This window comes from Amycolatopsis sp. NPDC054798, from assembly GCF_053611505.1.
Window position 1 is genome coordinate 69,755 of sequence record NZ_JBSHAM010000009.1, and the last position, 25,522, is coordinate 95,276.

The window sequence follows — 25,522 nt, forward strand, 5'->3', positions numbered from 1 at the left end:
ATAAGGAAGTTCTGTGACCGAAACCGCTACCGTCCCGGAGTTCGCCGTCGTCTCCGGAGCGCAGGTGCACCACGTGCTCGACGGCGCCGAGAAGCAGCTCGTCGAACTGATCGAGGCGGCCTACCGGCTGCACGGGCAGCAGGCGACCGTCAACCCGCCCTCCTACTTCCTCCGGTTCCCGGACCGGCCGACCGCGCGCATCATCGCGCTGCCCGCCTCGGTCGGCGGGGAGGTCGCGGTCGACGGGGTCAAGTGGATCTCCAGCTTCCCGGAAAACGTCCGCACCGGGCTGCCGCGAGCCTCAGCCGTGTTGATCCTCAACGACCAGAAGACCGGGTACCCGCTGGCCTGCATGGAAAGCTCGATCATCAGCGCCACTCGCACCGCGGCGTCGGCGGCGCTCGCGGCCGACTGGCTCACCCGCCGCGGCGAACGGCCCCGCCGGATCGGGTTCGTCGGCACCGGGCTCATCGCGCGCTACGTGCACCGGTTCCTCGTCGGCACCGGCTGGGACTTCGACGAGACCGCGGTGTTCGACCTCTCCGCCGAGCACGCCGCGGGCTTCCGCGGCTACCTGGAGAGCACGGGAGCGAGCGGGATCTCCGTGCGCGAGAGCGCCGAGGAACTGATCCGCGGCAGCGACCTGGTCGTGTTCGCGACCGTGGCCGGCGAGCCGCACGTCCACGATCCGGCCTGGTTCGGCCACCGCCCGCTGGTGCTGAACGTTTCCCTGCGCGACCTGTCCACCGAGGTGATCCTGGCCTCGGCCAACGTGGTCGACGACGTCGAGCACTGCCTGAAGGCCAACACCTCGGTGCACCTCGCCGAAGAGGCCACCGGCGGACGCGATTTCCTCGACGGCACCCTCTTCGACGTGATGACCGGGGCACTCGCCCTGGACGCCGGCCGGCCGGTGGTGTTCTCGCCGTTCGGGCTCGGGGTACTGGACCTCGCGGTCGGCAAGCACGTCCTGGACGAACTGCGCCGCCGCGGCGAACTGCATTCGGTCGGCGACTTCTTCTTCGAACTCGACCGCTACGGCCAACGCTGATGCCGATCATCACCAGCCCGCACGAGTTCAACGTCGACGACCTGTTCGTCGACCTGAACGGGTGTACAGGGCGATCGCTCTACCTCAAATGCGAGGGCTTCAACTTCGCCGGTTCGATCAAGATCAAGGCCGCGACCGAGATGATCGACGCGGCCGAACTGGACGGCACGCTGACGCCCGGCGCGACGCTCGTGGAGAGTTCGTCGGGCAACCTCGGGGTGGCGTTGAGCCTGGTCGCCACCAGCCGGGGCTACCGGTTCATCTGCGTCACCGACTCACGCTGCACCCTCGGCGCCCGGCAGCTGATGCAGACGCTCGGCGCCGAGGTGCACGTGATCACCGAACCGCATCCGGAAGACGGGCTGCTCGGTGCGCGGATCGCGCACGTGCGGCGGTTGTGCGCCGAGGGCACCGACCGGGTGTGGCTCAACCAGTACGCGAACGCGGGCAACTGGCAGGCGCACTACCGCACCACCGGACCGCAGATCGCGAGTTCCTTCCCTGGCGCCGACGTGGCGTTCATCGGAGCGGGCACGACCGGCACGCTGATGGGGTGCGCGCGGTACCTGCGCGAACACTGTCCCGGAATGCGCGTGGTGGCCATCGACACCGTGGGTTCGGTGACCTTCGGAACCCCAGCGGCCCCGCGGATGATCCCCGGCCTGGGCACCGGGGTCCGGCCCGCGCTGCTGGACGAGTCCTATGTGGACGATGTGGTGCATGTGCCGGAACTCGACACCGTGCGCATGTGCCGCCGGCTCGTCCGGGCGGGCTTCCTGTTCGGCGGTTCGACCGGCACCGTCGTCGCCGGGGCGTTGAACTGGCTCGACCGGCACGCGCGCGGCCGGAGCTTCACCGCGGTGGCGGTGGCCCCCGATCTCGGCGACCGCTACCTGGACACGGTTTACCACGACCAGTGGGTGGCCGACCTCTACGGAGACGCGGCGCTCGCCCCGCCCGCCGCGCTCGGGAGCTAGTACCACTCGAAATCGAGGTGCCACGCCCAGTGTGCGCACGAACACGAGGAGCCATCCTTAGACCGTCCGGCTTGCCGCCTGCGCGGCGGGAGGCCTGAAGCGGCCCAAGGAGTGCGGCTTTGCGAACGCTACCTCTGCTCCGTCTCGCACGCTGGTGTGCCGGAGCACCCGGCCCGGTCGTGTCCGCGTGGCTGCTGTTCCTGTTCGTCGCGGCGAGCGAGGGCCTCGCCGCGGCGACCAGCGGCTCCGCGAAGGCGGGGTTCGTGTCGGCCCCGTCCGCGGGTTCCGTCCTCGCGGTCGGCTGCCTGCTCACCGCGCTGCTGTTGTTGCTGGTGCTGGGTTCGCTGCGGCTGGCCGCGATCGCGTTCGGGTATCTCGCGACGGTCGGGGTCAGCGCGCTCGGAGTGCTGATGGCGATCGCCGGGGCCGGTGCGGGTTCGTTCGGCAGCTGGAACCTCGTTCTGCTGCCGGGCATCACGAGCGCGGCCAACCATCTGCTGTTCGCGGTCCGCAGGCAGCAGGAGATGCCGCCGGGAAAGCACGACCCGTCCGACACCGCACAGATCGTCGCTTCGACGGCCGGGCGGACCGCGCTCGTCACCGGGCTGGCGATGCTCTCGGCGATGACCGGGCTCTATCTGACCGGCGAACCGCAAGTCATGCGGCTGGCCGCGGCCGTGGTCCTGATCGTGCTCGTCGAAGCCGCCGCGGCGCTGACTCTGCTCCCGGTCCTGCTGACCCGTATCGCGCTCCCGGTGCGGAGGTCGTTCCAATGGCACTGGCTGCCCCGGTTCGTTGCCCGCCTGCCAGCGACGTGGCGTTACCGCAGCGCAGCGGGACTCATCGGGGCGCTGGTGTGCACGGCAGCCGCTCTGGGTTACGTCGTCTACCGCTACCTCGAATCGCCGACCCTGCCGCCGTTGCCCTTGGCGCTGCTGATCGGACTGACTTCGCTCGCGGTGATTACGGCTTTCCGGCCGATGGTGGTCGCGTTGACGACTGCGGTGCTTTCGGTGCTGTCCGCGCTTTTCGCGCTGACCATGCTCACCTGCATGGCCCCGCCGACCCCGACGTGGCTGCCGGTGGCGTTGGTGGCCGTGCTCGCCGCGCCCACCACCGACATGCATGTCTGCCTGCTGCACCACTTCCGCGTCGAAGCGCTGACCGGGATGTCGCCCCAGCACGTGCTGGCGGAAGGCCTGCGTCGCGGCACCGTGGCGATCTCCAGCGCGAGCGTGGTGTCGATCGGCGTCTTCAGCGCTCTCGGGATCGCCGGCACCGGCGCGTTGAGCGAGTTCGGCTGGGCGGCCGCGGCGGCGCTGGCGGTGGACGTGCTGGTGATCCGGCTGGTGCTGCTGCCCTTGCTGCTCTCGCTAGCGGGCCCGGTCCGCTGGTGGCGGCGGACCGGGCCGGGGGCTGCGCGAAAGTGAACTTCGGGGTCACCCCGTGGTCGGGTGCCCGGTGAGGTCGAGGAAGGCTTCGTCAAGGGTCGGCCTGCGCAGCGCGAAGTCCGCCAGGGCGACGCCGCGTTCGTGCAACGCGTTCGCCGCCGCGGCGATGCCGCCGCTCTCGTCGAGCAGTTCGAGGGAGATGCTGCACCGTCGTTCGTCGACAACCGGGACGCCTACCGCGACCGGCGTCAGGGCCGCGACGGCGTCCGCGAGACCGTCGGGGTGCGCGACAGCGACCTCCAGCCGTTCCCGGCCGACCTTGCGCTTGAGTTCGTCCGCGGTCCCCTCGGCGACGCTGCGGCCCTTGTCGATGACCACGATCCGGTCGGCGAGGTAGTCGGCTTCCTCGAGGTACTGCGTGGTGAGCAGGACTGTGGCGCCTTCGCTGACCAGTTCGCGGACCATCGTCCACAACCCCATCCGGCTCGCCGGGTCCAAGCCGGTGGTCGGTTCGTCGAGGAACAGCACCGAGGGTCGCGCCACGAGGCAGGTCGCGAGGTCGAGGCGGCGACGCATCCCGCCCGAATATGTGCCGACCGAGCGGTCCGCCGCCTCGACCAGGTTGAACCGCTCCAGCAGTTCTCCCGCGCGGGCGCGCGCTCCTCGACGGCCGAGATGCAGAAGACGACCCAGCAGCACCAGGTTCTGCCTGCCGGTCAGCAGTTCGTCCACCGCCGCGTACTGGCCCGCGAGCGCGATGTGCCGCTGGACCTGCTTGCGTTCCCGCACGATGTCGTGCCCGGCGACCAGCGCGCGGCCGCCGTCCGGCGGGAGCAGCGTCGCGAGCATCCGGACGGTGGTGGTTTTGCCCGCGCCGTTCGGGCCGAGCAAGCCCAGCACCGTGCCCGGCGGCACGGCGAGGTCGACGCCGGCGAGCGCTTCGTGGTCGCCGTAGCGTTTGCGGAGCCCTTCGGCTTCGATCGCGAGTTCTCCGTGCGCGGTCATGTCAGCCTGCTTCCCGGACGTTATCGGGGGACAAATCGGTCCAGTGGCCGGAAATGTGCGCGAGGGCTTCTTCCCGGCTGGTCTCGCCGAGCGAAACCAGCCAGCCTGGCGGGATTTCCGCGAACGAGGGCCACAGGCTGTACTGCTGTGCCTCGTTGACCAGCACCAGGAACGAGCCGTTCTGGTCGTCGAAAGGGTTTGTCATCTCGTACTCCGGATCGGTTAGGCGAGGCGGTAACGGCGGAAGCTCAGCAGGGTCGCCGCGGCGAAGAGCACGACCAGCGTCACCGCGACGACGACGCCGGGATGCTGGGCGGGGAACGAACTGTCCTCGGGCACCGGCACGCCCCACAACTGGCGGCACAGCGTGGTGACGGAGCTGACCGGGTTCCATTCGGCGATCGGCCGGACCCAGGACGGCAGCTGGCTGACCGCCATGAAAGCGTTGGACAGGAAGGAAAGCCCGAGCGTCAGCACCGCGCCGACGCCGTCGATGGATTCGGGATTGCCCATCGACAGCCCGAGCAGGACGCCGACCCAGACCATCACGTAGAGGAAAAGGGCGAGCACGGTCAATCCGGCGAGCAGCGCGGGGAACCCGGCGTGCACGCGGCCGCCGACCGCCAGCCCGATCCCGGCGACGATCGCCAGCGCCACGAAGCCCACCAGCGCGTCGCCGATGGTGTGGCCGAACAGCACGGCGGGACGGGAGATCGGCAGCGAGCGGAACCGGTCGGTCAGGCCGCCTTTGAGGTCCATCGCCACCGCGATCGCGGTCGGCGCGATCCCGGCGAGGCCGACCTGCATCAGCGCGGCCGGGAACAGGAACTCCGGATAGCTGCCGCCGCCTTCCACGCTCACCGCGCCCTTGAACACGTAGCCGATCGCCAGCATGGTGATCAGCGAGTTCAGCGTGATGGCCAGCAGCCGTCCCGGGACTTTGCGGAGGTGGGTCAATCGGCGGCCGGCCAGTGCGAAGGTTTCGACGGCCGCTGCCATCGCCCGCGGCGGATCCGCGGGGGTAGTCATCGTGGTCATCGCGACTCCTCGTTGCTCGCCAGTGTTTCGGCCACCGCGGCGCCGATCTCCGCTTGCGGCCGCGGGTCCATCAGGTATTCGTGGCCGCAGTCGATCCGGTGCGCGCGCACCGGTCCGGCCACGTGCGGCACCCATCGGCCCGCTCGTTCGGCCACCTCCGCGTCGGTCAATCCCTCGGCGGCGACGAACAACTCGACCACGCCGGTGAACCTGGCCGGGCGGTACCGGTGGGCCAGGGACGCGTTGTTGTCCATCACCGCGAGGACCCGCGTCATGCGTTCCTCGCCGATGTCGGCCAGCCTGCTGTCCCCGCGCCGCAGCACGGCCACGACGTCGGCTGGGGTCAGCTCGCGGCTGGCGTCGGTGTCGTGGAAGCCCACGTGCTCCAGGAAATCGACGAGCAGTTCGTGCCGGGACGGCGCGGTTTCGGTGCCGTCCTGCGGGTAGCTGTCCAAGATGGACAGTGAGCCGACCGTTTCGCCTTGGGCTTCGAGGAGTACGGCGAGTTCGAAGGCCAGCAGACCGCCGTAGGACCAGCCGAGCAGGTGGTACGGGCCGCGCGGCTGGATCCGGCGGATGTGTTTCAGATAGTCCTCGGCGACTTGCTCGACGGAATCCGGGAACTGTTCCGTGCCGCTGATGCCCGGCGACTGCAGACCGTAGATCGGGCGGTCCGGCAGATGGGCCGCGAGGCCGAGGTACGGCAGGCTCAGGCCGAGTCCGGCGTGCAGGCAGAACAGCGGCGGTTTCGTCCCGGTCGGGCGGATCGGCAGCACCGGCGCGAACGGGTCCGGCAGGTCGGCGAGGTCGGGTTCGGCTCGTTCGGCGAGTGCGGCCAGGCGTTCGACGCTGCCGTGGGTCAGGACGTCGGCCACCGTCAGCCGCAGTCCGGCGCGCCGGGCGAGCGCGACCAGGCGGACGGACTGGAGGCTGTTGCCGCCCAGTTCGAAGAACCCGGTCTGGACGTCGATGTCGGCAAGGCCCAGGGTTTCCGCGAACGCGGTTCGCAGCAGTTCGACAGTTTCGCTGGTGTCCTGGCTGGTTTGTGCGGTGGGAGCGGGCAAAGCCGAGCGGTCCAGCGTGCCGTCCGGCGCGACGGGGATGGCGTCCAGTTCCGTGAACGCGGTCGGGATCAGGTAGTCGGGAAGTTCGGCGGCCAGTGCTTCCCGCAGGGTTAGCGGGTCGACGCCGCGTTCCCATTGCGGGACAACGTAGGCGAGCAGGACGTCGTCCTCGGCGATCACGGCGGCTGCCGCGACCGAGGGCTGGCGGTGCAGAGCCGCTTCGATCTGCCCGAGCGGGACCGCGAAGCCGCGTACCTGGACCTCGCGGATCACCTCCACGGTTCCGTCCAAGCGGAGGCGGGCGGGAAGGCCGGTGGGTGCGCCGGCCAAGTACAGCTCTCCTCGGCCACCGCGAGGCACTGGCTGCCCACTCTGGTCGAGGACATCGGCGCGGCTGTGCGCGAACGGGCGTCCGTTGACCAGCGAGAGCCAGCCGGACTCCGCGGTGCCCTCGCAGTTGAGTGCTCCGTCGAGAAATTCTTCGCCGAAGTTCAGCGACCGGGTACCCGGTCGCAACGCCAGCATCTTCGCGATGCTCGGGGTCAGTACCACGACGCTCGGGTCCACCGACGAGGCGAGTTCCGCGATCTCGGCGGCGGGCGCGACAGTCACCACCGCGCCGGCGTGCAACGCGGCGAGCACGACCGGCAAGGCGAACTCGGTGTCCGGCGCAAGAAGACGGTCGCTGGGCGTGAGCGGCAATTCGGTCAGCAAGGCGGCGATTGTCGCGGCAAGGGCATCTCGGCTGAAGACCGCGTCGCCGCGATACGCCAGCTCCGACCCCGACAGCGGCACCTTCAGGTCGGTGTCAGGGAATCCGGAGACGTCCGCGGGGATTGTGCAGCGAGACGGTCCGCTCGACGTCCAGGCCGCGCCGATGGCGAGGACGGCGAAGATCGCTGCCCAGCGGTCGCGGCCCGGTGGCAGGTCGGCGGTCACCGTCTCCCCCGGACCCGCGCCCTGGGCCTGCAAAGCCCGGGCCAGCCGGTTGGCTTGCTCGCGCAGACCGATGTCCCCCGGTACCAGCAAGCCATCGGGAGCCTCGGGAACCTCGGCAGCCGGGACGGCTGAGGGGGCTCGCTCGGCGGAAGTGCGCAGGTCGATCCGGCTCAGCGGCTGCCCGGGGTCCTCGGCGGCGGCGGTCAGGAGGAGCGTCAGCCGGTCGACGAGCAGCTGCGCGGTTTCGGCGGTGAACGCTTCGGCGTTGTATTCGAGCGTGCCTTCCAGTCCGCGCTCCCCCTTGTGCTGGCCCAGCTGGAAGGTCAGGTCGAACTTGAACTTCTTGTGCGTCGGGGCCAGCATTTCGGGACGCGCGGTCAGACTGCCGAGGCTGACTTCGTCGGGCGGGACGTCGTAGAAGGACAGCAGCACCCCGAACAACGGCTGCCGTGACATCGAACGGGCCGGTTGCGTCGCCTCCAACAGCCGTTCGAAGGGCAGCTCTTGGTGGGCGTAGGCGGTGAGGTCGGCGTCGCGGACTCGCGCGACCAGCTCGGCGAACTGCGGGTCGCCGCTGGTGTCGGTGCGCAGGACCAGCGTGTTGACGAAGAAGCCGACGAGGTCGTGCACGGCTTCGTCCGGTCGTCCGGCGACCAGGCTGCCGAGCGGGATGTCGGTTCCCGCGCCGAGCCGGGTGAGCAGCGTCGCCAGTGCGGCTTGGACGACCATGAACAGGCTCGCGCCTTGTTCGTGCGCGAGCCGCGCGAGGCTGCGGTGCACAGTGGACGGTACGGCGAATTCGATGGTCCCGCCGCAATATCCGGCTGAGGCTCGGCGCGGCAGATCGACCGGCAACGCCAGCTCGCCGGGCATTCCGGCGAGTGCATCACGCCAGTGTTTCAGCAGGCGGGCGGATTCGCCGTCCTTGGTGTCGTCCAGCAGGGAGTGTTGCCAGACTGAGTAATCCGCGTACTGCGCAGGCAGTTCAGTCCACTCTGGACTCTTTCCGGACAGCCGGGCTTCGTAGGCGGTGGCGAGGTCGCGGGCGAGCACATCGACCGACCAGGCGTCTCCGGCGATGTGGTGCAACACCAACAGCAGGACGTGGTCTCCGTTGTCATCAGGGCCGAACAGCTTGCTGCGCAACGGAAGATCTGCGGACAGATCGAAACCGCGAGCGATCTCCTCCTCCAGGGCCGCGGCAAGATTCCCGGGCATCGGTGCGGTGCGCAACGATTCGCCTGCAGCGAGAACGCGCTGGTACGGCACGCCATCGGTGTCAGGGAACACCGTACGCAGGATTTCGTGGCGCGCGGTCAGATCGTCGACAGCCGCGGCGAGTGCTGCTTGGTCCAGCTCTCCGGACAGCCGCACGGCGAGAGGGATGGTGTATCCGCCGTGTTCGCCTTCGAGCCGGTTGAGGAACCACATCCGCTGCTGGGCGAACGACAACGGCAGCGGGTCGGGGCGCTCCAGTTTGCGGAAGGCCGCGCGTGCCTGGCCGGCGGACGCGAGCCGTCCGGCCAGCGCGGCGACGGTGCGGGCCTCGAACAAGTCCCGCAGCGGCAGTTCGACGTTCAGTTCCGACCGGATCCGGCTGACCAGCGCGGTGGCCAGGAGGGAATGGCCGCCGAGTTCGAAGAAGTCGTCGTCGATCCCGGTTTCGGGGACGGCCAGCACCTCGGCGTAGAGACGGGTCAGTTGTTCCTCGACCGGGGTGCGGGGAGCGCGTTTTTCCTGCCCAGAAAGGTTCTCTGGCGCGGGAAGCGCTTTGCGGTCCACCTTGCCGTGCGCGGTCAGCGGGAGCCGGTCGAGTACGACGATCGCGCTGGGCACCATGTACGCGGGCAGCAGTTCGCCGAGCTGAGCCTGCAGGTCCTCGGGCCGGGCGGTTCCCGCGACGTAGCCGACCAGGTGCCGGTTGGCCGCGTCGGAGCCCTGCACGACAACCACCGCGTCGGTGACGGATTCCTGAGCGAGGAGACCGGCCTCGATCTCGCCGAGTTCGATGCGGTGACCGCGGATCTTGACCTGGAAGTCGCGGCGCTCCACGAACTCCAGTGCACCGTCGGCCCGGCGCACCACGCGGTCGCCAGTCCGGTACATCCGGGTGCCCGGTTCGCCGAACGGGTCCGCGACGAACACCGTACCCGTCTTGACTGGATCGCCGACGTAACCGCGGCCGACGACCAATCCGCCGACGTACAGCTCCCCTGGCGCGCCCGCCGGAACCGGACGCAGCTCATCGCTCAGCACATACAGCCGGGTGTTCCGCACCGGGAGGCCGATCGGCACCCGCAATCCCTGCGCATCGTCCACACTGGACAGAACCGCGTGGGTCACGTCGTCCGAACACTCTGTCGGGCCATAGGCGTTCACCAACGGGATGTCCGGGAAGTACCCGAACCACCGCACGCAGAGGTCCGGCGGCAATGCCTCGCCGGTGACTACCAGCCAGCGCAGGCCGTCCAGGTTCGGCGGGCTGCCCGCGTCCCAGAAGTCCAAAGCCGCCCGCAGCAACGACGGCACGACCTCCAACACCGACATGCCCAAGCCGAACAGCGCGTCCGGATCGGCCGCCGTTTCGCGGCTCACCGCCCGGACTTGGGCGCCGACCATCAGCGGGGCGAGCATCTGCCACACCGATACGTCGAACGTCAGCGGGGCGTTCTGCACCAGCACATCCGACGGTTTGAGGTCCAGATCCTCCACCTTCGCCAGCAGGTGGTTGACCATTCCCCGGCGGGAAACCATCGCTCCCTTGGGACGGCCGGTGGAACCCGACGTGAAGATCAGATACGCCACGTCGTCGTCCGCGCCGGTCACTGGCGCCAGCTCAGTGTCGACGGCGTCGTCGAGTTCGACGACCTCCACCGGCAGACTGGCTGCGATCTCCCGGAACTCCGGGGCCGCGATCACGCACGCCGCACCGCTGTCCTCCACCAGACCTCGCAGCCGGGCGAGTGGCACCGCCGGATCCAACGGCACGTAAGCACCACCTGCGCCGAGGACGCCGAGCACCGCCGAAACAAAGCCGATGCCGGGCCCGGCGAGCACGCCCGCTACCCGTCCGGGCGGCAACCGCCGAGACAGCGCCGAAGCCAAGCCCGCCAGCTCCGCATAACTCACCGACCCGGTGTCATCGACCACCGCGACCGCGTCCGGTGCCTGCGCGCGCACCCTCTCGACCACGCCCGCGCCAACCGGCCCGGTCTTGCCCAGCAGGAATTCCTGCTCCGGTTCGGCCACTACGTCGATCCGGCCGAGCAGGCGGTCCGGATCGCCGAGCACCGTGTCGAGCAAGGCCCGGAACTGCTGCGCCAATCCGCGGACGCGGTCGTCGCCGAACGCCTCGCGGAGGTAGTCGAAGCGGAAGACGAGAGAGCCACGCGGTTCGACCACGAGGCTGAGCGGGTAGTGCCGCGAATCGAGCGTCACCGCGTCGACCACGCGCACGTCCTCGCCGAGTTTCACCAGCGGGCCGCCGTCGCCGGCGGGCACGTTCTCGAACACCACCGCGGTGTCGAAGAGTTCCCCGCTGTCCGGGATGGCTCCGCTCAGCTGTGCTTGCCCGATGTGCTGGTAAGACACCATCGCGGCTTGCTGAGATCCCAGTTCGGCGAGCAGTTCGCGCACCGGTCGGGCCGGGTCGAGCCGGGCCCGGACCGGCACGGTGTTCACGAACATGCCGACCATCGTTTCGACGCCCGGAAGCTCCGCCGGACGCCCGGAAGCCACCGCGCCGAAGACGACGTCCTGCTGTCCGGCGAGCCTCCCGACCAGAATCGCCCAGCAAGCTTGCACAATCGTGCTGACTGTCAGCTCGTGTTCTCGTGCCCACGCGTAAAGATTCGCAGTGTCGCTTTCGGACAGTGCTAATTCGACAGTCGCGGGAAGGGACGCGGCGGCGGGCAGATCCGGCGCTACGCGGGTCGGGCCGGCCAGGCCGTCGAGCAGGTCCTGCCAGGCTTTCCGCCCGGCTTCCTGATCCTGCCGGGACAGCCAGGCGAGGTAGTCGCGGATGTGCGGCACGGCGGGCAGTTCGGTCGTCGCGCCGCCTGCGTAGAGCTGCGCCAGCTCGTCGATGAGGATGGGCACCGACCAGCCATCGGTGGTGATGTGGTGCGCGCTCCACAGGAACCGGTACCGCTCGGCGGCGACCCGGATCAGCGTGAAGCGGACCAGTGGCGGGCGGGCGAGATTGAAGCGGCGCAACCGGTCCTGCTCGACCAGCCGTTGCAGCTCCGCCTCACGACGGTCCTCCGGAAGCACGGTGAGATCGACCTCGGTCCACGGCAGCTCGACCGATTCCGCGACCAGCTGCACCGGTTCTCCGTTGCGGCGTCGCCGGAAGTATCCGCGCAGAGCGGCGTGCCGGGTCAGCAGTGTGGCGCAGGCATCCCGGACCGCGCCGGTGTCCAGCGGTCCTTCGAGGTCCGCGATCGCTTGCACGGCATAGAAATCCACGCCTTCGGCATCCAGTTCGGCGTGGAAGAGCATGCCCTGCTGCAACGGAGCCAGCGGAAGCACCTCCTCGACCGGCCCGTCCCGCAGCTCGTCGAGTTCTCCCGGTTCGAGTTCGACCAGCGCGGTGGCAGGCTCGGGTTCGGCCTCGTGCCCGACGGGTACCGCGTTCTCCGCGATCGCCGCCGGTGTCCGGGCTTCCAGCAGGTCGCGCGGGGTGATGATCAGCCCGGCCTTGCGCGCACGGCTGACCACCTGAATCGAGCTGACGCTGTCGCCGCCAAGGGCGAAGAAGTTGTCGTCGATGTAGACCTTCGGCACGGTCAGCACTTCGGCCAGGACATCGCACAGGATCGCCTCGACGGGATTGCGCGGGGCCCGGCCGACCGTCTCGGCGGCGAAATCGGGCTCGGGCAACGCGTCCCGGTCGACCTTGCCGTGCACGGTCAACGGCAGCGCGTCTAGCACGACCATCGCGGGCGGCACCAGGTAATCCGGCAGCCGCTGCTGCAGTTCGCTGCGCACCGACGGGACGTCGACCGGCTCCGTGCCGACCAGGTACGCGGCGAGCCGTTTGGTCCCGCCGTCGTCGCGCACCACCACGACGGCGTCCGCGATCTCGGGCAGCTCGCGCAGGGTGGCCTCGATCTCGCCGAGTTCGATGCGGTGGCCGCGGATCTTGACCTGGAAATCGCGCCGCTCGATGAACTCCAGCGCACCGTCCTCCCGGCGCACCACGCGGTCCCCGGTGCGGTACATCCGGGTCCCTGGCTCGCCGAACGGGTCCGCGACGAACACCGAACCCGTCTTGGCCGGGTCGCCCACATAACCGCGGCCGACAACCAAGCCACCGACGTACAGTTCTCCGGCCGCACCAGCCGGAACCGGGCGCAACTCGTCGCTCAACACGTACAGCCGGGTGTTCCGCACCGGGAGCCCGATCGGAGTCCGCAGCCCGCGCACATCGTCCACACTGGACAGAACCGCGTGCGTGACGTCGTCCGAGCATTCCGTCGGCCCGTAAGCGTTCACCAGCGGAATCTCCGGGAAATACCCGAACCACCGCACGCACAGGTCCGGCGGCAACGCCTCGCCGGTCACCACCAGCCAGCGCAACCCGGTCAGCTCCGGCGGACCACCGGCGTCCCAGAAATCCACCGCCGCCCGCAGCAACGACGGCACCACTTCCAGCACCGACATGCCCAAACCGAACAACGCGTCCGGATCACCCGCCGTCTCCCGGCTCACCGCCCGGACCTGACCGCCGACCACCAGCGGGGCGAGCATCTGCCACACCGACACGTCGAATGTCAGCGGCGCGTTCTGCACCACCACATCCGACGACGTGAGGGACAGGTCCGCCACCTTCGCCAGCAGATGGTTCATCATCCCGAGCCGGGAAACCATCGCGCCCTTCGGACGACCGGTCGAACCCGACGTGAAGATCACGTACGCCACATCGTCGTCCGCGCCGACGACCGGTGCCAGCTCGGTGTCGACCGCGCCGTCCAGCTCCACGACGTCCACCGGCAGCTCCGCGGCGACCTCCCGGAACTCCGGTGCCGCAAGCACACAAGCCGCGCCGCTGTCCGCCACCAAGTCGCGCAACCGCGCCAGGGGAAGCGTCGGATCAAGCGGCACGTAAGCGCCACCCGCGCCCAGCACGCCGAGAACCGCTGAAATAAAGCCACTCCCCGGCCCGGCGAGCACCCCGGCTACGCGCCCCGCAGGCAACCGCCGAGACAACGCCGAAGCCATCCCCACCAGGTCCGCGTAACTCACCGACCCGGCAGCATCGACCACGGCGACCGCATCCGGATCCTGCGCGCGCACCCGCTCCACCACGCCCGCACCCACCGGGCCGGTCTCGCCCAACCCGGCCGCGAGCAGCGCCGCTCGCTCGCGTTCATCGGCGACGTCCACGTGCGCGAGCGGCGCGTCAGGTTCGGCGCGCGCGAAGCGGTCCAGGAACCCGGCGAACCGGTGCAGGTGAGTGTCCACTCCGGACTCGTCGTAGAGGTCGGGGTTCCCGTTGAGGTGCAGTTCGATCCCGCCGTCGGGCTCGTCGAGGACGGTGATCGACAGGTCGTTGGTGATCCCGGTGGACAGGTTCCGCACTCGCGTCACGCAGTCGCCCAGCCGCAGCCCGGGGTCCGCGGGCAGCACGTTGACGAACGGACCGCCGAACGGCCGCCGCTCGTCGCTGCGCACACCGATGTCGCGCCGGATCTGGTTGACGTGGTACCGCTGGTGCTTGAGCGTGCGGGCGAGTTCCCGTGAAGCCTGCTTCAGCAGCAGTCGCGGGGTCATCGCGGGCGTCACCTGCATTTTCAACGGCAGGTAGTTCGCCATCATCCCCGGGATCGTCCGGGTCCGGACGCCGGCGCGGGCCGCCACCGGGACGGTCAGCATCAGGTCTTGGATGCCGGAAAGGCGTTCGGTGTAGGCGGCCATCGCGGCGAGCAGGAAGGTCGGCAGGGTCACCCCGGCTTGCGCCACCGCCTTCCGTGCCGCGGCGGCCGCGTCGGCGGGGAGGGCGAGCGTACGGCGGAGGAACCCGCGAGCCGGGGCGGGTTCCTTGCCGGACAGGCTGATCAGGTCCGGGACCGTGCTGAAGTGGCTGCTCCAGAACTCGCGGTCGCGGCCGAGGTGGGACGAGCTGTGGTAGGCGAGTTCGGACTCCAGCAGGTCCCGGAACGGCGGCAGCGGACGGCCCTCGGGCTCCGCGCCGGTCAGCACGGCCGTGTACAGCTCGCCCATCCGGCGGTGGCAGATCGCCGCGCTGAACCCGTCGCCCACCAGATGGTGGGTGGTGAGATACCAGAAGCGCCGGCGCGGTCCGAGGGTGAGCAGCGCGCAGCGGAACAGCGGGAAATCGGCGACGGAGAAGGGCCGGGCCAAGTCCTCGTGCATCCAGCCGAGCGCGGCCGCCTCGGGATCCGGTTCGCCGGAGAAGTCCAGGAAGCTGACCGGCAGCTCGGTCAGCGGCTCGACCACCTGGCGCGGTTCGCCGTCGACCTCGAAGAAGCGGGCGCGGAAGCATTCGGCCTCGTCGGTGAGCAGGCGGAACGCCTCGAGGAAGACCGGCACGTCGAGGTCGCCGGAGATGTCCAGGTAGTCGGCCATCGCGTAGGCCAGCCCGCCTCCGGACAGCTGCTCGTCGAACCAGACGTCGGTCTGGGCGGTGGACAGGGGCAGGCTGGTCTCGACAGCGGTCATCGCGGCACCTCGGAAAGTCGGTCGGTGGTCTGCGGCCCGGGCACCCGGCCGAACGCGTCGGCGGCCCATTGGTCCCGGTAGACCGTCTCCAGGTAGTGGTCGCCCAGATCCGGGGAGATGGCCACGGCGGTCAGTTCGCGGTCCTCGCGGGCGAGCCACGACAGCGCGCCGGCGACGACGGTGCCGGTCGAGCCGCCGAACAGGAATCCGTGCCGCACCAGCGTCCGGCACATCTCCACGGTTTCGGTTTCCTCGACGTGCACCACATCGTCCACTAAGGACTCGTCGAGCAGGGCAGGGCGGATCGCGGAGCCGAGCCCGGGAATGCGCCTCGGCCCTGGCGCGCCGCCGAAGCTCACCGAGCCGACGCTGTCCACCGCGACCACGCGGATCGACCGGCGCGCCTCGCGCAGGTACCGCGCGCAGCCCATCAGCGTCCCGGCCGTGCCGGTGCCGACGAACAGCACGTCGAGACCGGGGAACATGCGCAGGATCTCCGGGCCGGTGCTCCGGTAGTGCGCGGTCCAGTTGCCCGGGTTGGTGTGCTGGTCGAGCCACACGTAGTGCTCGTTCTCCGCGCAGAGGCGCTCCACCAGCCGCTGCCGCGCGCCGACCAGGCCGTCCACCGGATGCGGTTCGGTCAGCACCCGGACCTCGGCGCCGTAGTTCTGCATCAGCTGCCGCGCGGACAGCGTGCAGTGGTCGTCGGTGACGCAGATGAACCGGTAGCCCCGGCTGGCCGCGACCATCGCCAGCGCGACGCCGATGTTCCCGGACGAACTCTCGACGATCGTGTGGCCGGGGCGCAGCCTGCCGTCCCGCTCGGCCTGTTCGACGATCTCCAGCGCGGCCTTGAGCTTGATCGACCCGGCGAAGTTGAACCCCTCGCATTTGACGAACAGGTCGCGGCCGACGAACCGGCGCAGGTCGACGTAAAGATCCGGGACGGTGAACTCCTGAGGGGCGGATATCACCCGCACGGCAAACCTCCGGTGCGCGAAGGGGCGCTCAGCACCGGGAACGACTCGCCCCGGCCGACTTTTCCGGCGAGCAGCCCGGTGAAGACGATGAGTTTCTGGATGTTCGCGGCGCCCTCCATGAATTCGACGCCGCGCGCGTCGCGAATCAGCTTGTCCAGCAACGGATGCGCCCAGCGCGCGCCCGGCCCGAAGAACCGGCAGGCCGCTCTGGTCGCGTCCTCGGCGAGCCGGCTCGCCTCGGCTTTCGCGGACGAGGCGAGGTGTCCGCCCCGGCTCCCGCCCGCGTCCACCTCCATCGCCGCGAGGTGCACCAGGTTCCGGACGCTCTCGATCCGGTATCCCAGCTGGTCCCATTCCGCCGCCGCACCGCCGGTGAGCAGGCCGCCCTCGGCGCGGACGTACTCGTGCGCGGCCCGCGCGATGCCGACCGCGATGGCCGCGACGCCGGGCCGGAGCCGGTTGAACGTCAGCGTGGCGGCCCACATCCCGCGCCGGGCCGGGGAAAGATGGCAGCCCAGCACGCGGTTCGCGGGAATCCGCACATTGTCGAACTCCAGGGCGCAGAACCGCGCGCCGCGCAACCCGAGCATTCCCAAGGGTTCGGCGCGGAAACCGGGGGAAGCGGTGTCCAGCAACACTGCTCGCACGCCGAGCGGGCCGGGTGCGGTGCGGGCGAAGACCACTCCCATGCCAGCGCGGGAAGCGTTGCCGACGTACCGTTTCCGGCCGTTGAGCACGAAATCGCCGTCCGGCCCCGGCGTCAGTCTGGTGGTCAGCGCGTTCGCGTCGGAGCCCGCGCCGGGTTCGGTGAGCGCGAAGAATGTCCAAGTAGGACGGTCGAGCAACCTGCCGTAGAACCAGGCTTTCTGTTCGTCATCCCCGAGCACGTCGAGCAGGACACCGGACATCGACGCGCCCGGTGCGGCGAGCGTCGCGCCCGCGTCGCCCTGGGCGAACTCCTCCAGCAGCACCGTCCGTTCCAGCGCGGTCATCCCGTGGAACCGGTGTTCCCCGACCCTGATGCCTTCCGCGCCGTACTCCGCCGGGACGAGCAACTGCGCCATACAGCGCATCGCGGGCAGATCGGCGAACTGGTCGGTTGCTTCGGGATCGCGGTCGAGCACAGCACCGGCGGTGCGGAGGCCGGTCGCCCATTCCGCGGCGAGATCGCGCAGGGCCAGCAGCGGTTCGGTCAGCACAGTGCCCGTCACGTCATCCCCTCGGCCATTTCGTGCACACTCCCGAGCAACTCCGAGACGTCGGCGACCTCGCCCGGCCCGCCGGACAGGAACCCGTGAGCCCCTAATAATCCGAGCAGCTTCCGGTCCACATCGGACAACTGACGGTGCAGATACCGCATCCGCGCTGGAGCCACCGCACCGTCGCTCGCGAGCAAATCGGCTTCGACAGCCAGCTGCCCGTTGAGTGCGGTCGCGAGGCAATCCTGGATCATCTGCTTGCGCAGCAACGATTCCTCCCCCGAACGCCGCTCTCCCAGATACCGGAGGCATTCGTCGAGCAGCCACTGCGAAAGCCCCAGCCGCACCCACAACAGGTCCGGCCCCGCGGGTGCGTCCGGCAGACCCCGGGCGAACACGACAGCGCCGCCGGGAAGGTCGGCTTCCCGCAAGATCTTCGCCCCGGCAGGCAGTTCTCCCGCCGGGACAGCCACGATCGCGCCGTCCCGCGAGACCCGGCACCTCGCGCTCAGCAGTTTGAGCGCGGGCGCGACGCCCTGCTCCCGGGCGACGCGCCGGCACTCCTGCCGCCGCGCCGGGTCAAGCACGGATTTCCGCGATGACGAACGCGGCGAGCGAACGCACCGATTCGAAATGCTGCATCTCCAGGTTCTCGGTGTCGAACTCGATGCCGAACGTGTCCTCGAGCTGCATCAGCAGTTCCAGCACGCCGGTCGAGTCGAGGCCGGCGTCGGACAGCCGGGTGTCCTCGGACAGGTCGGCGACGTCCCGTTCGAGCACCGTGCCCAGCGCGCCGGTGATGCCTTCGACGACCCGGTCCTCGGTCAGGGTCTGCGTTGTCTCAGTCATGGCTCTCCTTCTCCTTACACAGGGTTCAGCGCGCCATCGGAGCGAATCCGCGGGCGTCGCGGCGGGCCTGGCCGCGGGAGATCCGCAGCGGATCCCAGTCGTGGCCGCGTTCGGGCAACAGGGCGCGGTCGGCGAAGACCGCGCCGTCATACGCTTCGGCCAGTACCGGCCGGTCGAGAATCGCCTCGGCGCACTGCGCACCGCCGACCGCGGCGCCGACGACTCCCCCGCCGTGGATGTCCTGTCCGGCGACGAACAGTCCTTCGACCTCGGTGCGCACGTCCGGCCGCCGTCCGTGCGGGCCCCAGGACTGCAGTCCGTACGCGGCTCCGCCGGTGGCCAGGGTGTAGCGCTCCTGCGTGAGCGGGGTGGCCGATTCGAGGTGGACGATGCGGTCCCGGAACGGACCCAGCACCTCTTCGGCCCGGTCGAGCAGGCAGGCGGCGAGTTTTTCCTTGGCCGCGCGGTATTCGGCCACGCGCCGGTACCGGAGCCCGGACGCCGGCCCGTCGGCCACGCCCCACTGCGCGTAGCCGGGCGGGCACGCGGTCATGATCTGGAGGTTCGTGTAACCGGGCGGGCAGACCGCGGGGTTCCCGGGGTCCTTGTGCGAGGCGGACGAGATAAACACGAACGGCACCTCGTCGAACTGGCCCGCTTCCGTTCGGGCGTAAGCACTTTCGACGTCGCCGCTTGGCCAGTACCAGATGTTGGCGTCGGACGCTTCGGACAGCTCGGTGTCCACCACTGCATAGCTGGTGACCAGCGGCAGCCGCATGACCGCGTCTTCAGTACGCCGGACCACACCCTCAGGGAGATTTTCCCGCCCACCGCAGAGTTCCAGGACCGTACGCCGATAGTCCGCATTGGACACCACCAGCGGCGCGCGCAGCACGGCGCCGTCGGTCAACTCGACTCCGACCACGCGTGCGTGCTCGATCAGGACCCGGGCGGCGCGCGCCTTGGTGCGCAGCTGACCGCCGTGCGTTTCAAGCTGCTCGACCAGTGCTGCGGCCAGCATCTGGCCGCCGCCCTCCGGGTAGTACGCGCCGCCGGTCAGATAGTCGTCAAGCATGCGAATGTGCGCTGCGACAACAGTGTTCGCTGGCGAGGACGCGTAGTTCCCGGACTGCGCGGCCAGCACGGTACGAGCGACCGTCGACAGTCCACAATGGTCAAACAGACGGCTCAGGCTGCGTCGGCTCCAGCGCACCACAGCGGCCGAACTGCCCAGCACGGACCGAGGCTGGCTGCTCGCCGAATACCGCGCCGACGCGGCGATCTCGCCGCAGATCGCGAGATACTCCCGGAGTCCCGCAGCCTCCGCCGGGAAGGTTTCGAGAAGCCGGTCCCCGTACCGGGACCAGCTCTCCGGGACGTCGAAGCGCACGCCCGGCAGCACGATCCGGTCGAAGCCGTCCGGGTCGAGGCGGCGGAACCGCACCCGGTCGCCGACGCCGAGCCCGGCCAGCAGCGACGGCAGCAGCCCGCCGGGCCCGCAGTCGCCGAGGTAGTGCACACCGATGTCGAACTCGTACGCCCGCCGCCGCCGGAACATATGGCAGTTGCCGCCCGCCACGTCGTGCTGTTCCAGCACCAGCACCCGGCGGCCGAAGGCGGCGAGGTACCCGGCGCAGACGAGGCCGCCGATCCCGGACCCGATCACGATCGCGTCCCAGGAAGGGCTTCCCGCCTCGTTCGGACTCATGCCGCTGACGCTACGGCGGGGCGGTGACCCCGGGCTGACCGCGCGCTGACAGCTGGGGGCAGTCAGCAGCTGGCGGAGCCCAGGGTCACCTATTCAGGAGAGAGCATGGCGATCGAGGTCTTGCCGCGGACCGCGAGCCACGTCGGGAAGAGCGTGGCGACCATGCTTACCACGACCGCGAGCAGGACCACCACCGCATAAATCCACAATGGACCGTAAGGCAGCCAGCTGTCCGACACCGCCTGGCTGAACGGAACCAGCATCGCGAGCGCGACCGCGGTGCCGAGGACCACTCCGATGACCGCGACGACCATCCCCTCCACGGCCATCACTCCCAGCACCTGGCCCCGGCTGGACCCGGCGAGCCGCTGCAGGCCGAACTCTCGCCGCCGGTGCGCGGTCGAGAGCACGAGGGTGTTGACCACCGAGATCGCCGCGTAGAGCAGGATCATGCCGACGACGAGGTAGTTCACCCAGGCGTTCGCTTCCTGTTCCTGCACGAACTTGGCGGTGAGCGTGTCCCGGTTCGCGACCTGCACTCCGGGCGCGGACTGCGCCAGGCCGTCGAGCGTGCTCATCAGCTGCGGCACGCTCGTGCCCGCCGCCGCGGTGACGAGCACCTGCGACGAAATGCCGCCGGTGGTGTGCGGAGCCAGCGTGCCCGCGGGCATCAGCGCGGTCGCGAAAGCCGGCGCGGACCGCAGCGTCGCCACTACCCGCAGACGCACCTGCGCACCGTCGCCGAGCCGCAGCCCGATCTCGTCGCCTACCTTGGCGTGCAGCCGGTCCGCATGGTCGAGCGGAAGGGCGATGGTGTTGCCCTGCAACGCCTCCAGCGAGCCGGACGCGACCTCCGCGGCCCGGGTTTTCGCGACCGCGTCGCCAGTGACCCCGGTCAGCGCGAGCCCGTCCTCGTCCTGGCCCGGGTCCGACGGCTTCTCGTTGTACCCCTTGCTCGTCACGTAAGCCGAAGCGGTGCCGACGCCGGGCAGCGACCGGACCCGGTCCAGCAACCCCGTGCCGACGTCGCCGGTGGACGAAGTGACCACCGCGTCCGCCGACAGGTTCGACGCGTACTTCTGCTTGGCCGATTCCACCTGCGTGGTCTGGAAGTAGAGCATGAACACGGCCAGCGTCGTGGCGAGCATGACCGGTACGACGGCACCGGACATCGGCAGCCAGCGCACCCGGGCGTTGGCCATCGCGAGATAGCCGGACAGCCCGCTCACCGCCCGCACCGGAACCCGCAGCACCGCGACCATCGCGCGGGTGATCCCCGGCGCGAAAAGCGCGACCGCGGCCGCGACGAGCGTGACCGCCGGACCCGCCGTGCTGGCCGCGAGCGGTCCGTCCATCACCGTGATCGTCAGGTAGGCCAGCGCCACGCCGCCGATCAGGCTGCCGATGCCCCACCAGAGCCGGAACGACGTCAGCCAGCGCTTCGGCGAGACCAGTTCCTGCATCGCCTCCACCGGACGGGTCCGCCCGGCGTACCGCGCCGCGACGAACCCCGCGCCCCACGCCGACAGCAGGCCGACGAGAACGCCCGCGGCGGTCGGAATCCAGTCCTGGTGATAGGCCAGCACCGGTTCGAACACCCCGAACCCGGACAGCCGGTCGAACAGCCAGTTCCCCAGCAACTCCCCGGGGAACGCGGCCAGCACCGTCGCGAGCACGCCGATCACCATCGACTCCGCGGTGATCATGCGGCTGACCTGCTTCGGCGTCGCGCCGACCGCGCGCAGCAGCGCGACCTCGCGCCGACGCTGCTGTACCGACAGCCCCAGCGTGCTGGCCACCACGAACAACGCGACCTGCACAGCCAGCCCGCCGAACACCGCGGCCAGGATCACCAGGATTTCCCCGCCGTCGCTCGCCTGCGCGAACTCGGCCGACCCGCGCGCCACTCCGGTCAACGCGACCGCGTGCTGGTCCCGCACCGCGTTCGCGATCTGGGTGCTCAGCGCGGCCGGATCCGTGCCGGGAGCGGGAAGCACGCCGAACGCGTCGACCTGCCCGGGCGCGGGCGTCAGCGCGAGAGCGTCTTCGTGGGAGAAGAACACCGCGTCGGAGGCCATTTTTCCGCTCGCCACAGCAACACCGACGACCTGGAAGGACCGGACCCCGCCGCGCACGGCGATCGGCACCGAACTACCCGGGGCCGCTCCGGTGGCGGCCGCCGTCGACTGGTCGAGCACGACCTCGCCGCTGCGCTGCGGAGCCCGTCCTCCGGTGAGCGAGTACGGGGCCAGCTCAGCCGTCGCCCAGTCGTGCCCCAACGCGGTGCCGCGCACCAGTTTCACGTCGGGGTCCGCGGGCAGGCTCGCGGGGATCGGCACGTCGGGCACGACCTTCGCGACGCCGGGGACGGCCGCGATCGCGGCGCCGAGCGACGCGTCCAGCCGCACCCGCTCGGGCAGCGTCGCGGATTCGTGGTCCTCGTCCTCGGTGCCCGGATTCGTCGGCGGCAGGTTGTAGTGCTGATCGCCCGCGACCACGATCGGAGCTTCGGCCAGCCGCTGCGGCGGCACCCGGGGCGAGATCCCGGTCTGCATGAGCCCGCCGCACGCCATCACGATCGCGGTGCCGACGAGCAAGGCGACGAACGTCGCGGTGAATCCGGCTTTGCGGAACCGGAGGGTGCTCAGTGCAAGGCGAAGCATCAGCGCACCGTCCCGACCGCGTTCCGGCCGTCACGGCCGAGCCGCGTCGTACGCGCGCTCAACGCGGTCAGCCCGCGTGCGACCTCGTCCACGGTCGGTTCGTGCAACTCGCCGGCGAACTGCCCGTCGGCGAGGAACAACACCCGGTCGGCGTAGGATGCGGCGACCGGATCGTGCGTCACCATCACGATGGTCTGCCGTTCGGACCGCACCGCGGTGCGCAGCAAATCGAGGATCTCGCTCGCCGAGGTGGTGTCCAGCGCGCCGGTCGGCTCGTCGGCGAAGGTCACGTGCGGACGGCTGACCAGCGCGCGGGCGATCGCCACGCGCTGCTGTTGGCCGCCAGACAATTCACCGGGGCGGTGCCCGCGCCGCCCGCCGAGCCCGACCTGCTCGATGATCCGGTTCACCAGCGCCGGATCGGCCCGTTTGCCCGCCAGCCGCAGCGGCAGCGTGACGTTGTCGACCACGTCCAGCGACGGCAGCAGGTTGAACTGCTGGAAGATGAATCCGATGTGGTCGCGGCGCATCCGGGTCAGCTGCGTTTCGTCGAGCCTGCCGAGGTCCTGTCCGGCCAGCACGACCGTGCCCGAATCCGGCTGGTCGAGCCCCGCCGCGCAGTGCAGCAGCGTGCTCTTGCCCGAACCGGACGGCCCCATCACCGCGGTGAAACTGCCGCGGGCGAACGAAACGGAGATCCCGTCGAGTGCGACGACGCGGGCCCGGTTCCCTCCGTAGAATTTGGTGACGGACCGGAGCGTCACCGCTTCCGTGTCTGACTGTCCGGACTGGTACATCGGTCACTCTCCCAGGCGCGTCGGGCTACAGGACGAACCTACGAGCGGCGGGACCGGATTCCGATGGTGCTAACTCTTCGATCCGGACTGGTCCTAGCACCCCTGCCGGGAAAGCCCGGAACAGCACATAATCGGGATATGCCCTCCACCGATGCCCGCGAGCCGGCGGCGCCGAAGCCCTGGTTCGCGCGGGGCGGTCTCGCCGTGCTGCACAGCACCGCGCTGGGCCTGCTCGCTCCGGTCGAAGTGGTGCTTTTCGCGCTGCTGGCCTGCGCCGCTTCGCTGCTGGGCGTGGGCGTCGGGGTGTTCCTGATCCCGCCGGTGGTCTACGCCGTCCGCGCGGTGGCCAATCTGCAGCGGAAACTGCACGGCTCCTGGACCGGACGCCCGGTGCCGGAACCGTATCTCCCGTTGCCCGAGGGCACGCGTTTCTTCCAGGTGTTCGCGCGGTTGCTGGCCGACCGTGCCACCTGGCGGGACACCGCCTGGCTGCTGGTCGACTGCACCATCGGCTGCCTGCTCACCCTCGCACCGCTGGCCATCGTGGTCGACGGCGTGCGCGGGTTGCTGATGCCGCTGCTCTATCCGGTTCTGGACGATCTGTGGCTCGGCGACTGGTATGTCGCGCTGCCGGTGGAAAACCCGGCTGTCGCCTGGATCGCCGTCGTGCTCGGCCTGCTGCATTTCCCGCTCGCGCTCTGGGCCGCCCCGCATCTGCTGAAGCTGCACGCGGCGCTGGCGGCCAAATTCCTTTCCCCGTCCGAAAGCACTGTCCTCGCCCAGCGCGTCCAGCACCTCACCACCACCCGCGACGACGCCGTGGGCCACCAAGCCCTCGAGCTGCGCCGGATCGAACGCAATCTGCACGACGGCGCGCAAGCCCGGCTGGTAGCGATGGGAATGACGCTCGACGCGGCGGCCAAACTCGCCGAACGACAGCCGGAAGCCGCGAAGAGCCTGCTGGAAGAGGCCAAGGCGAGTTCGGTGAAAGCACTGCAGGAACTGCGTGATCTGGTCCGCGGGATCCAGCCGCCGGTGCTGGTCGACCGCGGTCTGGCCGACGCGGTCCGCGAACTCGGGATGGAAGCGACGCTGGAGATGGAAACCACCGTCGACCTTCCCTATCGGTTCGCCCCGGCCGTCGAGACCGCCGCGTACTTCACCGTTTCCGAGGTGCTCAACAACGCGATGAAGCATTCCGGCGCGGATTCCGGGAAAATCGACGTGCACCATTCCGGCGGACGGCTGTCCATCACGGTCACCGACTACGGCAAGGGCGGCGCGGACCCGGCCAAGGGCACCGGCCTGCGGGAACTGGAACGCAGGCTCGCCCCGCTGGACGGGTTCCTCACCGTGCTCAGCCCGCTCGGCGGGCCGACCTCGGTGGTCATCGAAATCCCCTGCCAGCCGCTGGGCAGTTGTCCGTGAAGGGCTCCTTGAGGGAATCTGATTCCCTCAAGGAGCCCTTCACGGACTTGAGCCGGCCGGGACGAAGCCTCAGCGGCGCAGGTAGGCCAGCACCGCCTGCACCCGGCGGTTGCTGTCCTCGGACACCGGCAGCTGCAGTTTCGCCAGGATGTTGTTGATGTGCTTGGACACCGCCTTTTCGGTGACGAACAGCTCGGCGGCGATGTTGCTGTTGGACCGGCCCTCGGCGATCAGCCGGAGCACGTCGTTCTCCCTCGGGGTGAGGCTTTCCAGCGCGACGTCGCGCGTGTTGTGCGTGAACAGCCTCGACACCACTTCGGGGTCCATCATCGTGTTGCCCGCCGCGACCCCGCGCAGCACGTCGACGAAATGGTCGCCGTCGAGCACCCGGTCCTTGAGCTGGTAGCCGACCGCGCCCGCGCCGTCGGCCAGCAATTCGTTGACGTACAAGCGTTCGACGTACTGCGACAGCACCAGTACCGGAAGCCCCGGCACCTGGCGGCGCGCCTCGATCGCCGCGCGCAGACCCTCGTCGGTGAACGACGGCGGCAGCCGGATGTCGACCACGCCGATGTCCGGTTTCTCCTTGACCAGCGCGTTCAGCAGATCCGGCCCGTTGTCCAGCGCCGCGACGATCGTCATCCCGTGCGCTTCGAGCAACCGGACCAGCCCGTCGCGGAGCAGGAACTGGTCTTCGCCGATGACCACGCGCACAGAGCTTCACCTTTTCTTCGCCGCGGCAGTTCCGCG

At 69.8% G+C, this 25,522-nt stretch carries 16 protein-coding genes; 4 read left to right on the forward strand and 12 right to left on the reverse strand.

All coding sequences use genetic code 11. The annotated features are described in order from the left end of the window. Nucleotides 1–13 precede the first annotated feature (13 nt). The 3 genes from sbnB to ACWGIC_RS08245 all read left to right on the forward strand — a co-directional run bounded on the left by sbnB (nucleotide 14) and on the right by ACWGIC_RS08245 (nucleotide 3,458). Complete coding sequence (gene sbnB / locus ACWGIC_RS08235) at nucleotides 14–1,051, forward strand: 2,3-diaminopropionate biosynthesis protein SbnB (protein WP_452075198.1); 1,038 nt, start codon at nucleotides 14–16, stop codon at nucleotides 1,049–1,051. After that, complete coding sequence (gene sbnA, locus ACWGIC_RS08240) at nucleotides 1,051–2,028, forward strand: 2,3-diaminopropionate biosynthesis protein SbnA (RefSeq protein WP_452075199.1); 978 nt, start codon at nucleotides 1,051–1,053, stop codon at nucleotides 2,026–2,028. Before sbnB ends, sbnA (ACWGIC_RS08240) begins: the two co-directional genes overlap by 1 nt. A gap of 119 nt (nucleotides 2,029–2,147) precedes the next feature. Further along, entirely contained in the window at nucleotides 2,148–3,458 is a 1,311-nt protein-coding gene (locus ACWGIC_RS08245) for an MMPL family transporter (protein ID WP_452075200.1), read from the forward strand. A gap of 9 nt (nucleotides 3,459–3,467) precedes the next feature. On the opposite strand, the gene ACWGIC_RS08250 is transcribed toward ACWGIC_RS08245, so the two are convergent. The 11 genes from ACWGIC_RS08250 to ACWGIC_RS08300 form a co-directional block, all read right to left on the reverse strand. Further along, a complete protein-coding gene (locus tag ACWGIC_RS08250) occupies nucleotides 3,468–4,424 on the reverse strand; it encodes an ATP-binding cassette domain-containing protein (protein WP_452075201.1) in 957 nt (318 codons plus the stop codon). Nucleotide 4,425: 1 nt separating this feature from the next. Continuing rightward, entirely contained in the window at nucleotides 4,426–4,629 is a 204-nt protein-coding gene (locus ACWGIC_RS08255; RefSeq protein WP_452075202.1) for an MbtH family protein, read from the reverse strand. A 17-nt stretch (nucleotides 4,630–4,646) separates the two neighbouring features. Further along, a complete protein-coding gene (locus ACWGIC_RS08260; protein WP_452075203.1) occupies nucleotides 4,647–5,462 on the reverse strand; it encodes an ABC transporter permease in 816 nt (271 codons plus the stop codon). Next, on the reverse strand, nucleotides 5,459–15,148 hold the full coding sequence (locus ACWGIC_RS08265; protein ID WP_452075204.1) for an amino acid adenylation domain-containing protein: 9,690 nt from the start codon (nucleotides 15,146–15,148) through the stop codon (nucleotides 5,459–5,461). Before ACWGIC_RS08265 ends, ACWGIC_RS08260 begins: the two co-directional genes overlap by 4 nt. After that, complete coding sequence (gene sbnA / locus ACWGIC_RS08270) at nucleotides 15,145–16,128, reverse strand: 2,3-diaminopropionate biosynthesis protein SbnA (protein WP_452075205.1); 984 nt, start codon at nucleotides 16,126–16,128, stop codon at nucleotides 15,145–15,147. Before sbnA (ACWGIC_RS08270) ends, ACWGIC_RS08265 begins: the two co-directional genes overlap by 4 nt. Beyond that, the gene (locus ACWGIC_RS08275) at nucleotides 16,119–17,339 is read right to left on the reverse strand and encodes an acyl-CoA dehydrogenase family protein (protein WP_452075206.1); all 1,221 of its coding nucleotides are present in this window, start codon (nucleotides 17,337–17,339) and stop codon (nucleotides 16,119–16,121) included. Before ACWGIC_RS08275 ends, sbnA (ACWGIC_RS08270) begins: the two co-directional genes overlap by 10 nt. Then, a complete protein-coding gene (locus ACWGIC_RS08280) occupies nucleotides 17,336–17,914 on the reverse strand; it encodes a DUF2786 domain-containing protein (RefSeq protein WP_452075207.1) in 579 nt (192 codons plus the stop codon). Before ACWGIC_RS08280 ends, ACWGIC_RS08275 begins: the two co-directional genes overlap by 4 nt. After that, the gene (locus tag ACWGIC_RS08285; RefSeq protein WP_451997454.1) at nucleotides 17,907–18,176 is read right to left on the reverse strand and encodes an acyl carrier protein; all 270 of its coding nucleotides are present in this window, start codon (nucleotides 18,174–18,176) and stop codon (nucleotides 17,907–17,909) included. Before ACWGIC_RS08285 ends, ACWGIC_RS08280 begins: the two co-directional genes overlap by 8 nt. Before the next feature lie 25 nt (nucleotides 18,177–18,201). Next, a complete protein-coding gene (locus ACWGIC_RS08290) occupies nucleotides 18,202–19,884 on the reverse strand; it encodes a phytoene desaturase family protein (RefSeq protein WP_452075208.1) in 1,683 nt (560 codons plus the stop codon). Nucleotides 19,885–19,973: 89 nt separating this feature from the next. Beyond that, complete coding sequence (locus ACWGIC_RS08295; protein ID WP_452075209.1) at nucleotides 19,974–22,547, reverse strand: ABC transporter permease; 2,574 nt, start codon at nucleotides 22,545–22,547, stop codon at nucleotides 19,974–19,976. Continuing rightward, entirely contained in the window at nucleotides 22,547–23,344 is a 798-nt protein-coding gene (locus tag ACWGIC_RS08300; protein ID WP_452075210.1) for an ABC transporter ATP-binding protein, read from the reverse strand. The genes ACWGIC_RS08295 and ACWGIC_RS08300 overlap by 1 nt, the downstream gene beginning before the upstream one ends. A gap of 138 nt (nucleotides 23,345–23,482) precedes the next feature. Between ACWGIC_RS08300 and ACWGIC_RS08305 the strand changes: the two genes are divergently transcribed. Continuing rightward, a complete protein-coding gene (locus tag ACWGIC_RS08305) occupies nucleotides 23,483–24,772 on the forward strand; it encodes a sensor histidine kinase (protein WP_452075211.1) in 1,290 nt (429 codons plus the stop codon). A gap of 69 nt (nucleotides 24,773–24,841) precedes the next feature. Here the strand turns inward: ACWGIC_RS08305 and ACWGIC_RS08310 are convergent, their stop codons facing one another. Next, nucleotides 24,842–25,486: a LuxR C-terminal-related transcriptional regulator gene (locus tag ACWGIC_RS08310; protein ID WP_452075212.1), complete on the reverse strand. Its 645-nt coding sequence runs from the start codon at nucleotides 25,484–25,486 to the stop codon at nucleotides 24,842–24,844. Nucleotides 25,487–25,522 lie beyond the last annotated feature (36 nt).